We start from the raw sequence: 14259 nt of genomic DNA on the forward strand, positions 1-14259 counted from the left end.
ATGGACGCCGCCGGGCCTACTGGAAGTAGGTCGCGACCTCGTCGTCGGACAGCATGACGTCGACGGAGTAGCCGTCCGGCTGGTCCTCGACCTCGGCGAGCCACTCCTCGAGTTCGGCGTTGGTGACGCTGTCGGGCATCGGCAGCAGGATGGTGTTGCCGTCGGTCAGCTGGCTCTCGTCGAGCTGGCCGCCCTGCAGCTCCCGCATGGCGATGCGCAACGCGGTCACGCCGACGCCGGGCGGGTTCACGACGCCGATGGTGTCGACGTCGTGTTCCTGCCAGAGGCGCATGTAGCCGGCACGCGCCTCACCGGTGGTGACCAGGTCGAGGCGGTCCGCGTCGACGAGCGCCCGCAGGACACCCTCGGCCACACCGTCCTGCGCCCAGACGCCGTCGATGTCGTCGCCGTACTGCGCGAGCAGGTCGGCCATCACGGTCGCCCCTTCGCTCTGGCTCCAGTTCGCGTTGGCCTGGGTCACGATCTCGACCCCGGCCTCCTCGAGCACCTCGGTCGCACCGCTCCAGCGCGCCTCGTTGGCCGGGTGGCCGGCGATGCCGTTGACCCCGACGACCCGACCGCCCTCGCCGACCTGCTCCGCGAGCCAGCGCGCCGAGATCTTGGCCCACTCGTTCTGGTCGATGACGACGTTGGTGACACTCTCGGCCGTGACGGCCTGGTCGATCGCGTAGATCCTGACCCCGGCCTCGGCCGCCTCGTCGAAGGCGGCATTGAGGGCATCCGGCGAGTTCGGGTTGATGATGATGGCGTCGACGCCCGCGTTGACCAGGTTGCGGATCTGCTGGATCTGCCCGTCGACGTCCACGTCGGCGGACTCGATGATCAACTCGTCGACGAGGCCCTGCTCCTCGTACTCCTCGAACGCGGCCTCGATGTTGGCCAGCATCTGGGTCCGCCACTCCGATCCGGTGAATCCGTTGGAGACGCCGATCGTGAACGGGCCGGCGTCGCCGCCTTCACCGGCGTCGCCGTCCGTCGTCCCCGGATCCTCGGTGTCGTCTCCGGCGGTCGGTTCGCCGTCCGTCTGGTCGCCACCGCCCCCGCAGCCCGTCAGCACGAGCGCGAACAGGGCCGCGAGCGCGACCACTCCCTTCCTCTTCGAACGCGTGAAGCGCATCCGTTCCCTCCCTGTGATGTCCCGCCGCCCGGGGGCGGCCTGCCGGGCGGATGCCCGAACGCTTGGTCGGCGGCCGCAGCCGCACGGGTCAGTTCGCGGCGCGGTCCGCCGCGGCCGTGGTCACGAGTTCGTCCACCGTGGCGGGCGCGAGCAGGTGTTCGACCACCATCGCGCTGGCGCCACGGATGCCGGCGCCGTCGCCGAGCTGCGAGTGCACGACCCGCAGGTGGCGCGTGGCCAGGGGCAGCGAGCGCTGGTAGACGACCTCGCGGATGCCGGCGAGCAGCGGCTCGTGGGCGTTCGCGACGTCGCCACCGATGACGATGACCGCCGGGTTGAAGAAGTTCACCGCGGCCGCCAGCACGTGGCCCAAGGTCCGGCCCGCGTCGCGGACCATCCGGATGGCGTCGCGGTCGCCGGCGGCGACCAGCTCGACGACGGCGCGTGCGTTTCGCGTGTCGTGGCCGGCGGCGCGCAATCGGTCGGCCAATGCCTGCCCACCCGCGATCGCCTCGACGCAGGCGACGTTGCCGCAACGGCAGACCGCGTCCTCGTAGCCCGGTACCTGCACGTGCCCGAGGTCGCCGGCGGCTCCCTGCGCACCGCGGTGGATGCGCCCCGACGCGACGATCCCGCAGCCGATACCCGTCCCGACCTTGATGAACAGCAGGTCGTCGACCGAGCGGCGGAACGAGGTCCAGTACTCACCGAGGGCCATGATGTTGACGTCGTTGTCCACCAGCACCGGCGCACCGGGGAACCGCTCCGCGAAGTGCTCGGGGATGGGATAGGCGTCCCAGCCCGGCATGATCGGCGGCGAGACCGGACGTCCGGAGTCGTGTTCCACCGGCCCGGGCACGCCGATCCCCACACCGCGGACCTCGTCGGCGGAGCGTCCGATCGAGGACAACAGGTCGGCGAAGTGCGCGCCGAGCCAGTCGAGCACCGCGCCCGGGCCGGCGGCGATGTCGACGTCCTCGGCCACCTCAGCCAGGACGGCGCCGGCGAGGTCGGTGACCCCGACCCGCGCGTGGGTCGCCCCGAGGTCTCCCACCAGGACCAGCCCTGCGTCGGGCCGGAAGCGCAGGCGGGTGGCGGGCCGCCCACCCGTCGAAGCCGTGGCCCCGTCCTCGATGACCAGGCCGGTGGCGAGCAGCGCATCGACGCGCTGGGCGACCGTGCTGCGCGCCAGACCGGTAATGGCTGCGAGCTGGGGACGTGTCGAGGCTGAACCGGCGCGCAACAGCGTCAGCAGGTGGCCCGGCGAACCCGCCTGCACCCCGTCCGGCAACGCGACCACTTCTCCCATGCGCACAGACAATCACGTCGATCTTGTGCCTGTCAACAAAACAAAGTTCGACAGGCCGACGGACGATGTTCGTGCCGGACCGGCCTCCGTCCGTCCCGGCGCGGCCGTCCGCTGATCGCCTGCGGCGTCTACCGTGGTGGCGAACGAGGACGACCCTCCCCGCCGAGAAGGAGCGCCCGTGGGACTCAACATCCAGGACCTCGCCATCTCGAGCCCCGAGTTCGACCACCTGGGCCGACTCGCGGACCGACACGCCAACGACGGGGGCAACGAACAGCCGGCGTTGCGCATCGACGGTGTGCCCGAGGGCACGGTCGAGCTCGCCGTGATCTGCCACGACCCCGACGCGCCGCTGCCCGACGGCTTCACGCACTGGGTGCTGTACGGCATCCCCGCCGACACCGGCGAGCTGGCGCCGGGAGCCGACGACCGGTTCCGGCCCGGGACCAACGACTTCGGCGCCCCGGGGTACGGCGGCCCGCAGCCCCCGGCGGGCCACGGGCCGCACCACTACTACTTCTGGGTGTACGCGCTCTCGCGCCGCGTCGATGGTGCGCCGAGCCGTCGTGAATTCCTCGACGCCTACGGCGATGCGATCATCGAACAGAACCGGGTCGTCGGCGTCTACGAGAACTAGCGCAGTGAGGCTGCCGTGCACGTCGGCCGGGTGGTGGTCCGCTGCTATGCCACCCTGCTCGCACTGGCCGGCGAGCCCGAACAACAGGTCCCGATCGGCTCGACGCGCTCCGTCAAGGACGTCGTCGAGTCGATCGGCGTCCCCCACGTCGAGGTGGGACTGCTCGTCGTGGACGGCGTCGCCGTCGGCTTCGACCACCTGCTCCACGGTGGCGAACGAGTTGCCGTCTATCCCCCGTTCACCGCGTTGCCGCCCGCGGGTGGCCTCGACCTGTTCCCCGAACCGCCGGATCCACGCCGCTTCGTCCTCGACGTCCATCTCGGCACGCTCGCCCGCCGGCTGCGCTGGCTCGGCTTCGACACCTGGTGGTCCAACGACGCCGACGACGACGAGCTCGCCGTCGTTGCCGTGACGCAACGACGCATCCTCCTCAGCCGCGACCGCGGCCTGCTCATGCGCCGTGCCGTCGTCCACGGGTACTGCCCCCGGTCGGACGACCCGGAGCTGCAGTTGCTGGAGGTCGCCGAGCGTTACCGCCTCGCACCCCGGCTGGCTCCGGGCACGCGCTGCATCCGGTGCAACGGCGCCCTGGTCGAGGTGACCAAGGGCGCCGTCGCCGACCGACTCCCGCCACGCGTACGCGAGGGCCAGGACGAGTTCCGCCGTTGCGAGGACTGCGACCAGGTGTACTGGCCCGGCACCCACCACGACCCGCTGCAGCGCGTGACCTGCCGCGCCCAGGGCCGTCGGCCCACGGACGGGTTCCCACCCGCCCCCCGATAGCTGCCACACTGCGCCCCACCGAACTTCGCCCCGATCGAAGGCGCCCCCAGCCGTGCAGGTCCGTGCCCGCTTCCGTCCCCATCCGCGAGGCTTCGGCTTCCTGACCCTCGTCGCCGGCGATGGCGCGACGCCGATCGAGGTCACCGGCAACCAGGCCGACGGCACGCCGCGCACGGTGGACTCGGCGTTCGTCCCGCCTCCGGTCGCCTCGGCGTTCCTGGCCGACGACCTCGTCGATGCCACGATCACCTTCGACGAGAAGGGCGCGGGCGTCGAGACCATGACGCTCGTCGAGCGCGTGCGCCGGATGCTGGTCGGCCGGGTGCAGCAGGGACCCGGCCGGCTCGTGCTCGAGCCCGACCCGGCGATCGGCAGCGGCTGGGTCCGGCTCGACCCGGCCCTCGCCCAGCGGCTGCAGACCCAGGTCGGCCGCCAGGTCGTGCTCCTCGCCGTGGACGGCGAGGACGGCGCGCCACTCGGCAAGGCACTCGTCGCCGGCCCCCACGTCACCGGCTCACCGCAGGCCGTACGCGCCGCGGCGGTGGTCGTGGCGCTCGGACGCGCGGCACCGTCGTTGGTCCCCGGCGGGCCCGCCGCCGCGGGGCTGGACCCCGTGCAGGCCGCCGCCACCCACACCCGGGTCGTCGGACTGCTCGCCGGCGGCGGTCGCGGCGGCGCCGAAGGCCTCGCCGTCGACGGGCCGATCCCCGGAGCCGACCTGCCGGCGACCGACCGCACCGACGAGGCGTGCATCACCATCGACGACGCGGGCGCACGCGATCTCGACGATGCGATCTCGGCCACCTGGGCGGGCGGTGAGGCGCCGGTGGCCATCGCCGTCCACATCGCGGATGCGGCCGGCACGGTCGGTATCGATTCCCCCGCGGACCGGTACGCCCGCACGGTGGCGTCCAGCGCCTATCTCGCGTCGGGCGCCAACGCCCCGATGCTGGACCCGGCGTTGTCCGAGGAAGCGCTCTCGCTGCTTCCTGACGTCGACCGCCGCGTCGTCTCCATCCGATTCGAGGTGAACCCCGACGGCCGCCTCGGACAACCGTCGCTCGAGCTGGCGGTCATCCGCTCACGCGCGAAGTTGACCTACGCCGCCGCCGAGGCGTGGCTGCAGGGCGACCGCGAACCGGTCCACCAGATCGCCGGCGACCAGGCCGACGTTGTCGGGCCGGTGCTCACCGCGGTGATCGAGGCCGCACGCCGCCTCGGGGTCGAACGCGACACCCGCGCCACCTTCGAGGACCTGTTCGCACCCGCCGAGGTCACCCCGGCCGTCGTCGACGGCAAGCTCACCACGGTCGAGGCCGAACCCCACGCGGACGCCTACCGGCTCGTCGAACGGCTCATGGTCGCGGCCAACGAGGGCGTCGCCGGCTGGCTGGTGGACGGCGGAGTACCGGCGCTGTACCGGGCCCACGTCGGTGTCGACCCCGAACGGCGTGAACGCCTGCGCGCGGCCGCGGAGCTCGCCGGCGCCTCGGTCCCGGCGCTCGAGGACGGCACCGAGGACGCCGACGCGGTGGTCGCCCAGGTCCTGGCCGAGGTGGATCGCCTGGCAGCCGAGGGCCGCGAGGAGGAGCGCGACCTGCTGGTCGCGGCGGCCACCGGCGCGACGGCGCGCGCGACCTACGAGCCCGATCCCTCGTCGCACGTCGGTCTCGCCTCGGCCGCCTACTGCCACTTCACCTCCCCGATCCGTCGCTATGCCGACCTGACCGTCCACCGGCAGGTCCGCGCGCGACTGGCCGGCGAGACGCCCCCGCTCACCGTCGAGGACCTGCGGGGGCTGGCCGGCTGGCTCGACGCGCGTGCCGGGGCGATCAACTTCCTGCAGGCCCGCGAGCGCGGTGACCTGTGGTCGCGACTGCTCGACCGTGGCTTCCTCGACCGTCCCGAGACCGCCGTCGTCACCGGTGTGACCACCAACGGGCTCAGGATCCGCCTGCCGCGCCTGGGACTCGGAGGGTTCGTGACCGCCGAGCGGGCCCTGGACCTGCCCGCCCGCGAACGGGGCCACCTCGAGGTGGACGAGCACGGACTGGCCACCACGTCGGGGCCGTGGCGGATGGGGACCCGCATCCAGGTCCGCTTCGTCGGACTCGACGACACCGGCCGCGCCAACTGGAGGCTGTGATCATGGGTGAGCTGCTCGAGGTCAACGACCACACTCCCGACGTCGCCCCCGACGCGTTCGTGGCCGACTCGGCCACGGTCGCGGGCAACGTCCGGGTCGGCCCGCGCGCCTCGATCTGGTTCGGCAGCGTCGTCCGCTCCGAGTTCGCGCCGGTCACGATCGGCGCCGAGAGCAACCTGCAGGATCTGACCGTCGTGCACGCCGATCCGAACTTCCCGGTCACGATCGGCGACCGGGTCACGGTCGGTCACCGCGTGATCCTGCACGGGTGCACCATCGGCGACGACGTCCTCGTCGGCATGGGCGCCGTGGTCATGAACGGCGCGGTCGTCGGCGAGGGCGCGGTCGTCGCCGCGGGCGCCGTCGTGACGGAGGGGACCCAGGTTCCGCCCCGGACCATCGCGATGGGGGTCCCCGCCAAGATCGTCGAACGCCCGGTCCCCGAGGTCCCGCGTCCGAACGTCGCGGGGTACGTCCACCTCGCCCAGCTGTACCGCGACGCGACGCCGCACGCGTCCGATCCCACCCCGGCCGGCTGAGCCGACGACGAGGAGCACCCCCGTGCGTATCGGGATCCTGACCGGCGGCGGTGACGTGCCCGGCGTGAACCGCTGCCTGAAGGCCTTCGTCGAGCGCGTGGCCCTTGACGGCCACGAGGTGATCGGCATCCGGCGGGGGTGGGCCGGGCTGGTCGACTACGACCTCGACGACCCCGAGGGCTCCGCCGAACGCTCGCTGTACGCGCTCGACGTCGAGCGGGTGCGAACGATCGACCGCTCCGGCGGCACGGTGCTGCACACCTCCCGCGTCGACCCCTCCCGGGTCGAGCCGTTCGAGTTGCCCCACTTCCTCGCCCATCGCCAACTCGGGGACGGACCCTACGACGTCACGGCGCACATCCTCACGGTGGTCGACGGGCTGCAACTGGACGCCATCGTGGCCATCGGCGGGCACGACACGCTGGTCTACGCGCTGCGACTGCACCACGAGGGGGTGCCCGTCATCGGGATCCCGAAGACCATGGACAACGACGTCCACGGCACCGACTACTGCCTCGGGTTCTCCACGGCCGTCACCCGAAGCGTCGAGTTCATCCACCAGCTGCGGACGTCGACGGGGTCGCACGAACGCATCGCCGTCGTCGAGTTGTTCGGACGCCACTCCGGCGAGACCTCGTTGGTGGCCGCTTATCTCGCCAGCGCGGACCGGGCGCTGATCTGCGAGGTGCCCTTCGATCCCGAACGGCTCGCCGCCCTGCTGGTCGAGGACCGTCGCCGCAACCCCAGCCGCTACTCCATGGTGACCATCTCCGAGGGAGCCCGCATGATGGGCGAGGAGCCCCCGGTCGTCGATCCCCTCGCCCCGTCCAGCGGCATCGGTGCCGCGACCGGCGCCTTCATCACCCACCTCACCGGGCAGGACGTGATCGCCCAGAGCCTGGGGCACCTGATGCGGTCGGGACGACCGGACTCACTGGATCTGATGGCGGCGACCAACTTCGCGGTCATGGCGGCCGACCTCACCGTCGACGACGAGCGCGGCCGCCTGGTCGGGTTGCAGTCGGGCACCTACGGCGACATGGACCTCGAGGTGATCGACCAGGGCGTCAAGCGGGTCGACGTCGCCGCGCTCTACGACGCCGACGCCTACCGACCCAAGGTGCGGACGGTCGACGGCAAGCCGATGTTCCTCTACTGACCTCGTCGGGGCACGCAGCGACGAGGTCGGTCCCGGGCGCTCCTGCGCCCGCGAGGTCTACTGCCGGAGCCCGGCGCGCTCCAGGTAGGCGAGTTGGGCGCTGAGGATCTCCGTGGCCTCCTGTTCGGGGACCCCGGTGCGCATGGCCACGTCCCGCGCGACGCGGTCGGGGTCGGCGATCGGCGTGCCGTCGGAACTGCGCCGGGCCACCGGGGGGTTGTAGGGGTCGTAGATCCGGTAGCGGTGGGTCGGTGGCAGCTGCGCCCGTCCGATGACGGCGAGGTACTCCTGCCAGGCGTTGACCACCTCGTCGATCGCGGTCCGGGTCGCCCCGGTGCGCTCGGCGATGAAGCCCGCCTGCTCGTCGGCGTCGATGCCGGGAAACGCCGTGTCCGGCAGGTCGGCGTCGGGGTCGACCCCCGGCGGCGTCCACGACGGCCCGAGCGGGACCGGCGCCAACGCCGCGTCACGGCGTCGTTGACTGGCGACGAGCAGTCCGGCGACGGTCACGACGGCGACCACGCCGACCACCAGCAACAGCACGGGATCCACGACACTCCTTCGGGCGCGGCTCGACGACGCGACATGGCAGGGTCGCCCACCCTCCCGGGACCCCGGTCCCAGGAGGTGGCCGTCCGTCGGTGGCCACAGCGGGAACCGAAAGCGTTCCTCCGCCGCCGACCGCGTCAGCCCGTCCCTGCGGCCGCCACCAGCCCGGCCCCATTGGTCGCCCAGTGCGCCAGCACCGGTGCCACCAGGTGCCCACCCCGCAGGCGCAACCACGTGAAGCCCACACCGGCGACGGCGGTGACGAGGACGGCGCCCGCGATGGCCGAGAGTCCGACGGTCGTGGAAGCCGCGACCTGGTTGATCCGCAGGGCGACGATCGTCGGGGCCACGTGCCACAGCCCGAACACCGCCGCTGCCCACACGGTGGCCGTCGCCGGCGGCAGCCGGCGCAGGAGCACGGCGAGCAGCACCCCCCGGAAGGCGACCTCCTCGAAGACGGCCGTGCCCAGGGGGATGCGGACGAGGACGTGGTACGCCGTCTGCGCAGACGTCAGCTCGGCCCGGTCGTCGTCGAGGAGCGCGCCCGCGAGCGGGATGACCTCGCGAAGCGCCGCCGCACTCCCCACGACGACGATGACGACGGCCATGGCGACCACGCCGTGCATCACGCCGCGCCGGACACGCGCACGTCGCAGCCCGAGCTCCTCCCCCGTGAGACCGAGCCGATGCGCTGCTCCCAGCAGGACCGCGGTCAGCACCAGGTTGCGTGCGAGGTAGGCGGTCTCCCCCAGCACCAGGTTGGCGAACGAACTCCAGGCGAGCAACGCTGCGGACAGCGCGATCGGGACGAGGAGCCGTGGCTCCTCGTCCCGAACGCGTGGTGGCAGGCGATCAACCAGTGGCGTCGCCGTCCGTGTCGTCGTCGGTGTCGTCACCGAGGTCGTCGGAGGTGTCGGCCGAGGTGTCGGCGTCCGAGGTCGTGCCGGCATCGTCGCCGTCCTCGGTGCCGGTGTCGGCGTCCGTGCCCTCGTTCCCCTCGGTCGTGGTGCCGGTCTGCGTGTCGGCGCCGTCCTGCTCATGCAGGGTCGTGTCGATCACGTGGATGATGCCGTCGGCGGTCTCGATGTTGGCGCACACGATGGTCGCGTCACCGTGGTCGCCCTGGAGCGTGACCGTGGTGTCGCTCACGGAGACCGTCAACTCCTGGCCATCGCCGGTCGCTTCGGTACCGCCGGTCGCGTCCGTGTCGTCCGTCGCGTCGGTGTCCTCGGTCGCGTCCGTGTCGTCCGTCGCATCCGAGCCGCCGGTCGCGTCGGTGTCCTCGGTCGCGTCCGTGTCGTCCGTCGCATCCGAGCCGCCGGTCGCGTCGGTGTCCTCGGTCGCGTCGGTGCCACCGGTCGCATCCGTTCCACCGCCACCCATGGCGCTGGTTCCGGCCGTCGTGACGGTCTCCTGGTCGACGAGGTCCTGCGCCGTCAGCGCGCCCTGGTCGTGCAGGTACCACCCGAGGGCGTCCTGGCCGCCCGTGGCGCCGGTGGTCCCGGTCGTGCCGGTGTCGTCCGCGTCGTCGCCCGACGCCGTGTCACCGGTGTCCCCGGTCGCCCCCTGGAAGGCGTCGTCGATGGGCGCGAAGAGCGTGACCTGGCCGTTCTCCATCTGCGTCTGCAGTTCACCCGGGCGCAGCATGGAAGCCACCTGGGACAGTGCCGGAAGGGCCTGCACGGCCTCCGCCAGGGTCAGGTCACGAAGCTCGGTCCCGTCGGTCTGGGTGCCGCCGGTGGAGGTGTCACCGGTGTCCGCGTCGGTGTCCGTGTCGGTGTCGCCGCCGGTCGTACCGGCGTCGCGGTCGCCCCCGGTCGTACCCGCGTCATCACCGGCGTCGTCGTCGCCGGCGTCGGTGCCGGTCGTGCCCGCGTCGGTGTCGGTGTCGCTGCCGGTCGTGCCGGCGTCGGTGTCGCTGTCGGTCGTACCGGCGTCGGTGTCCGTGCCCGCATCGGCGTCCGTGCCCGCGTCGGTGCCGTTGGTACCTGCGTCGGTGTCCCCGTCGCGGTCGGACGCGTCGTCCTCCGTGCCGGCCGTGTCGCCACCGGTCGTGTCGCCACCGGACGTGTCGCCACCGGTCGTGTCGCCGCCCGTCGCGCCCTGGCCCATCGTGGCGCCCTGCAGATCGGCAGCGGCGAGAATCTCCTGGCACTGTTCGCCGAAGACACCATCGGGCAGGGCGACCTGTTGCGCGTCGGGCTGCGCGTCGGTTTCGGTCTCGGTCTGTTCGGGTTCGGGGTCCTGGGCCGTGTCCTGCTCGTCGCCGCCCCGGTCACAGGCAGCGAGGGTCAGGGCGACGGCCGCGGACACGGCCAGGGCGCGATGGCCCCGTCGATGGAATGCGCTCACGTGTTCGTTCCTCCGGTCGTCGGCTCCGGTCGGGTGCCGGTGCCGCAGAAACCCACCGTGGGCGACACGTCGCGCCACACGGCCACGCGCCACGGTCGCCCGGACGGCGGCCGCCGAGCGGCACGGCCGGTCTACCGTGGGCACCGCCATCGTGCGGGCGCTGTCCGGGCGACCGAACGACCCCGTCGCCGAGCTCGACCGGAAAGCCCTTCGACCGCCGTCGTCGCGGCATGGAACACTGTGCGCCTGCCCACACCCCAGGAGCATCCATGGAGACGTCGGACGTCACCGAGACCCATCCGTCCTGGCTGGACGTGGACGCGCTCGACGAGGTCCGGCGCCAGGTCCCCATGGTGTACGTGGAGGCGGTCCCCGTACGCGTCGACCACCTCGGGCGCGTCCTCAAGGTCGGTCTGCTGTTGCGTGCCCAGCCCGACGGCAGCATCTCGCGTGCCGTCGTCTCCGGACGCGTGATGTTCGGCGAGACCCTGCGCGACGCCCTGTGGCGCCATCTCACCAAGGACCTCGGCACCGAATCGGCCCCCCAACTGCCGCCGGGCATCGCCCCGTTCACCGTCGCCGAGTACTTCCCCGAGGAAGGTCGCGGCTTCCACGATCCCCGCCAGCACGCCGTGGCGCTGGGCTACGTCGTCCCCTGCGACGGCACCTGCTCTCCGGCGCAGGACGCGCTCGACCTGGCGTGGTTGTCACCGGCGGAGGCAGCCAGCCCGCTCATCAGCGAGGAGATGTCCGAGGGCCACGGACGCCTCGTACGGCGCGCCCTGGCCTGGTGCGGACAACTGCCCTAACCCAGGACCACCGATCGCGTCTCGGTCATCTCGAGCACGCTGTAGCGCGGACCCTCGCGGGTGTTGCCCGAGTCACGCAGACCGCCGTACGGCATCTGGTCCGCGCGCCAGGTCGGCACGTCGTTGACGATCACGCCACCGAAGTCGAGTTGCTCGATCGCACGCTTCGCGATCGTCACGTCCCGGGTGAAGATCCCGGCGTGCAGGCCGTACCTGCTCGTGTTCGCCGCTCGCAGGGCCGCATCGACGTCGGCGTAGGTCGCCACGGCGACGACCGGACCGAAGACCTCCTGGGCGCAGACCTTCATGTCTGCGCGGACACCGGTGAGCACCGTCGGCCGCAGGACGCCGTGGTCGTCGATCTTGCCGCCGGCAGCCAGGTCCGCGCCGCCGGCCACCGCCTCGTCGATCCAGCTGGTCACGCGGTCGCGGGCGGCTTCGTCGATGAGCGCCGACACCTGCGTCGCCTCGTCCAGCGGGTCACCGACCACGAGGGCGTCGACGGCCTCGACGAGCGCACGGATGAACTCCTCGGCGACGTCCTCGTGCACGAACACCCGCTGGACCGAGATGCACGACTGCCCCGCGTGCCCGTTGCCGGCGACGGCGATCTTGACCGCTGCGGTCCGCCAGTCGGCGTCGGCCTCCACGATCACCGGCGAGTTGTTGCCCAGTTCGAGTGAGACCTTCTTGCGCGGCGCCGCGGCGCGGATGCCCCATCCGACGGCCGGCGAACCCGTGAACGTGATCATCGCCACGTCGTCGTGCGCGACGAGAGCGCCGCCGACCGTCGCGCCGTCCCCGGTCACCACGTGCAGCCACGTCGCCGGAAGTCCGCAGCGATCGATGAGCAACTCGGCCAGCTTGATCCCCGTCAGCGGCGTCTGGTGGGCGGGCTTGAGCACCACCGGGCAGCCGGCAGCGATGGCCGGCGCCAGCTTGTGGGCCACGAGGTTGAGCGGGAAGTTGAACGGCGTGATGGCACCGACCACACCGATCGGCACCCGCATCGTGAAGCCGAGCCGTCCCTCGCCGGCCTGAGAGGCGTCCAGGGGCAGCATCTCGCCGACGAGCGTGCGACAGGTCGCGGCCGCGAAGCGGAACGTCGACACGGCACGTTCCACCTCGCCGCGGGCGATGGTGATCGGCTTGGCCGCCTCCAGCGCGATGGTCTGCGCGAGATCGGCGCCGACGTCGGGCTCGGACAGCACCTCGGCGGCCCGGTCCAGGATCTCGGCCCGACGCCACGCGGGCAGCGACTCCTCACGGTGTGCGCGGACGGCGGCGGCGACGGCGAGGTCGACATGCGCGGCGTCGCACGCGGGGACCTCGGCCAGCAGCCGACCGTCGTAGGGCGCGTGGATGGGCATGCCCGTCGCGGTCGTGACGGCCCGACCATCGATGCGGACCGGGACCTGGCTCATGCGACGCCCCCCGCGGCGGAGGTCGCATCCAGCGCGCGGTCGAAGGCGGCCAGGGCGTGCTCCACCTGCCCGTCGGTCACCACCAGCGGCGGGATCCACCGGACGGTGGCGCCGAACGGCCCGCAACTCATGACCACGACCCGTTCCTCGCGCAGCAGGTGCGAGAGGATGGCCGCGGTGCGGGTGGGGGCGGGCGCCCCGTTCGCGTCCACGATCTCCGTGGCGAGCATCAGGCCGACGCCGCGGTTCTCGGCGATCGCGTCGTGGCTGGCGCGCAGGCGTTCGAGCCCCTCGAGGAACTGCGTCCCGCGGGCACGGACCTCGTCGAGGAAGCCCGGCGCGGTCAGGACGTCGATGGTGGCCAGGGCCGCCGCGCACCCCATCGGGTTGCCGCCGTAGGTACCGCCGTGCGAGCCAACCGGCCAGCGCGCCATCAACTCCGCCGACGCGCCGATGGCAGACATCGGGAAGCCCGAAGCGATGCCCTTGGCCATGACGAGGATGTCGGGTGTGACGTCGGTGTGCTCGATGGCGAACATGCGTCCGGTGCGCCCGAAGCCGGTCTGGACCTCGTCGGCCACGAACAGCAGTCCGTGCTCGCGGCACCGCTGCGCGAGCCCTTCGACGAACGCCCGTGGGGCGGGCACGTAGCCGCCCTCACCGAGCACCGGCTCGAGCACGACGGCGGCGACCTCGCTCGGCGCGGTCTGGGTGGTCAGCAGCAGGTCGAACTCCCGCAGACAGCGCGCCACCGATGCCGCCTCGTCCTCGCCGGTGACGAAGGTGTACGGGAAGGGCGCGACCAGCACCCCCGACGGCAGCGGCGCATGTCCGGCGCGGTAGACGGCCTTCGACGTGGTCATCGCCATGGTCAGGTGGGAGCGGCCGTGGAAGCTGCCCTGGAAGACGATCACGTTGGGTTTGCCGGTGGCCTGCTTGGCGAGCTTGACCGCCGCTTCGGTGGCCTCGGCGCCGGAGTTGGCGAAGAAGAACCGCTCGATGCCCGCGGGGGTGACCTCGGCCAACCGGGCCCCGAGCGCCTCCAGCCGGTCGTGTCGGTAGCAGTTGACCTGGGCGTGGAGGAACCGGCCTGCCTGGTTCCGAACCGCCTCGACGACCGCCGGATGGCAGTGGCCGGTGTTGACCACGCCGATACCCGCGGTCAGGTCGAGGTACTCGACGCCGTCGGTGGTCGTGATCGTGGCGCCGGATCCGGTGGCCACCTGCAGATCGGTGAGCTGGAACCAGACGTCTGCCAGATGCGTGTCCATGCGTACGTGCTCCCCAGCGTTGCCGGGACGGGGCGCGCCCCGTCCCACCGAACGACCAGCGAAGCGCGTCGACGCGGCCATGGCTTCGGGCAATTGGCCAGACTCGGGCGCGGCGGCCCGCCAGCTGGCGCAGACGCCCGGCG

General features: G+C 72.3%; 13 protein-coding genes. 6 read left to right on the top strand and 7 right to left on the bottom strand.

The genetic code is table 11. The annotated features are described in order from the left end of the window. Window positions 1-16 precede the first annotated feature (16 nt). Both ACERMF_RS16620 and ACERMF_RS16625 read right to left on the bottom strand, forming a co-directional pair. Window positions 17-1108, bottom strand: a complete 1092-nt coding sequence (locus ACERMF_RS16620) for a substrate-binding domain-containing protein (protein WP_373670267.1) — start codon at window positions 1106-1108, stop codon at window positions 17-19. Window positions 1109-1226: 118 nt separating this feature from the next. Beyond that, a complete protein-coding gene (locus tag ACERMF_RS16625) occupies window positions 1227-2447 on the bottom strand; it encodes an ROK family protein (RefSeq protein ID WP_373670268.1) in 1221 nt (406 codons plus the stop codon). A gap of 178 nt (window positions 2448-2625) precedes the next feature. Here ACERMF_RS16625 and ACERMF_RS16630 point away from each other — a divergent pair, with 178 nt between their 5' ends. From ACERMF_RS16630 to ACERMF_RS16650, 5 genes are read left to right on the top strand one after another with little or no spacing between them, the layout of a single operon-like run. Continuing rightward, window positions 2626-3084: a YbhB/YbcL family Raf kinase inhibitor-like protein gene (locus tag ACERMF_RS16630; RefSeq protein ID WP_373670269.1), complete on the top strand. Its 459-nt coding sequence runs from the start codon at window positions 2626-2628 to the stop codon at window positions 3082-3084. A gap of 15 nt (window positions 3085-3099) precedes the next feature. Next, the gene (locus ACERMF_RS16635; RefSeq protein WP_373670270.1) at window positions 3100-3867 is read left to right on the top strand and encodes a Mut7-C RNAse domain-containing protein; all 768 of its coding nucleotides are present in this window, start codon (window positions 3100-3102) and stop codon (window positions 3865-3867) included. A gap of 52 nt (window positions 3868-3919) precedes the next feature. Then, the gene (locus ACERMF_RS16640; protein ID WP_373670271.1) at window positions 3920-6013 is read left to right on the top strand and encodes an RNB domain-containing ribonuclease; all 2094 of its coding nucleotides are present in this window, start codon (window positions 3920-3922) and stop codon (window positions 6011-6013) included. A 2-nt stretch (window positions 6014-6015) separates the two neighbouring features. After that, the gene (locus ACERMF_RS16645) at window positions 6016-6552 is read left to right on the top strand and encodes a gamma carbonic anhydrase family protein (protein WP_373670272.1); all 537 of its coding nucleotides are present in this window, start codon (window positions 6016-6018) and stop codon (window positions 6550-6552) included. A 22-nt stretch (window positions 6553-6574) separates the two neighbouring features. Beyond that, a complete protein-coding gene (locus ACERMF_RS16650) occupies window positions 6575-7711 on the top strand; it encodes a 6-phosphofructokinase (RefSeq protein WP_373670273.1) in 1137 nt (378 codons plus the stop codon). A 57-nt stretch (window positions 7712-7768) separates the two neighbouring features. Here ACERMF_RS16650 and ACERMF_RS16655 read toward each other — a convergent pair whose 3' ends face one another. The 3 genes from ACERMF_RS16655 to ACERMF_RS16665 all read right to left on the bottom strand — a co-directional run bounded on the left by ACERMF_RS16655 (window position 7769) and on the right by ACERMF_RS16665 (window position 10612). Continuing rightward, complete coding sequence (locus ACERMF_RS16655) at window positions 7769-8263, bottom strand: hypothetical protein (protein ID WP_373670274.1); 495 nt, start codon at window positions 8261-8263, stop codon at window positions 7769-7771. A gap of 134 nt (window positions 8264-8397) precedes the next feature. Beyond that, on the bottom strand, window positions 8398-9156 hold the full coding sequence (locus tag ACERMF_RS16660) for a CPBP family intramembrane glutamic endopeptidase (RefSeq protein WP_373670275.1): 759 nt from the start codon (window positions 9154-9156) through the stop codon (window positions 8398-8400). Then, window positions 9113-10612, bottom strand: coding sequence for a fasciclin domain-containing protein (locus ACERMF_RS16665; RefSeq protein WP_373670276.1), 1500 nt, complete (start codon window positions 10610-10612; stop codon window positions 9113-9115). The genes ACERMF_RS16660 and ACERMF_RS16665 overlap by 44 nt, the downstream gene beginning before the upstream one ends. A gap of 269 nt (window positions 10613-10881) precedes the next feature. Between ACERMF_RS16665 and ACERMF_RS16670 the strand changes: the two genes are divergently transcribed. Continuing rightward, a complete protein-coding gene (locus ACERMF_RS16670; RefSeq protein ID WP_373670277.1) occupies window positions 10882-11421 on the top strand; it encodes a DUF4916 domain-containing protein in 540 nt (179 codons plus the stop codon). Here the strand turns inward: ACERMF_RS16670 and ACERMF_RS16675 are convergent. Both ACERMF_RS16675 and ACERMF_RS16680 read right to left on the bottom strand, forming a co-directional pair. Then, a complete protein-coding gene (locus ACERMF_RS16675) occupies window positions 11418-12845 on the bottom strand; it encodes an aldehyde dehydrogenase family protein (protein WP_373670278.1) in 1428 nt (475 codons plus the stop codon). The genes ACERMF_RS16670 and ACERMF_RS16675 overlap by 4 nt on opposite strands. Then, window positions 12842-14116 carry an aspartate aminotransferase family protein gene (locus ACERMF_RS16680; RefSeq protein ID WP_373670279.1) on the bottom strand — a complete coding sequence of 425 codons (1275 nt, stop codon included), beginning with the start codon at window positions 14114-14116 and terminating at the stop codon, window positions 12842-12844. The genes ACERMF_RS16675 and ACERMF_RS16680 overlap by 4 nt, the downstream gene beginning before the upstream one ends. Window positions 14117-14259 lie beyond the last annotated feature (143 nt).

This window comes from Egicoccus sp. AB-alg6-2, from assembly GCF_041821025.1.
In the GTDB taxonomy this organism is placed as follows: Bacteria; Actinomycetota; Nitriliruptoria; order Nitriliruptorales; family Nitriliruptoraceae; genus Egicoccus.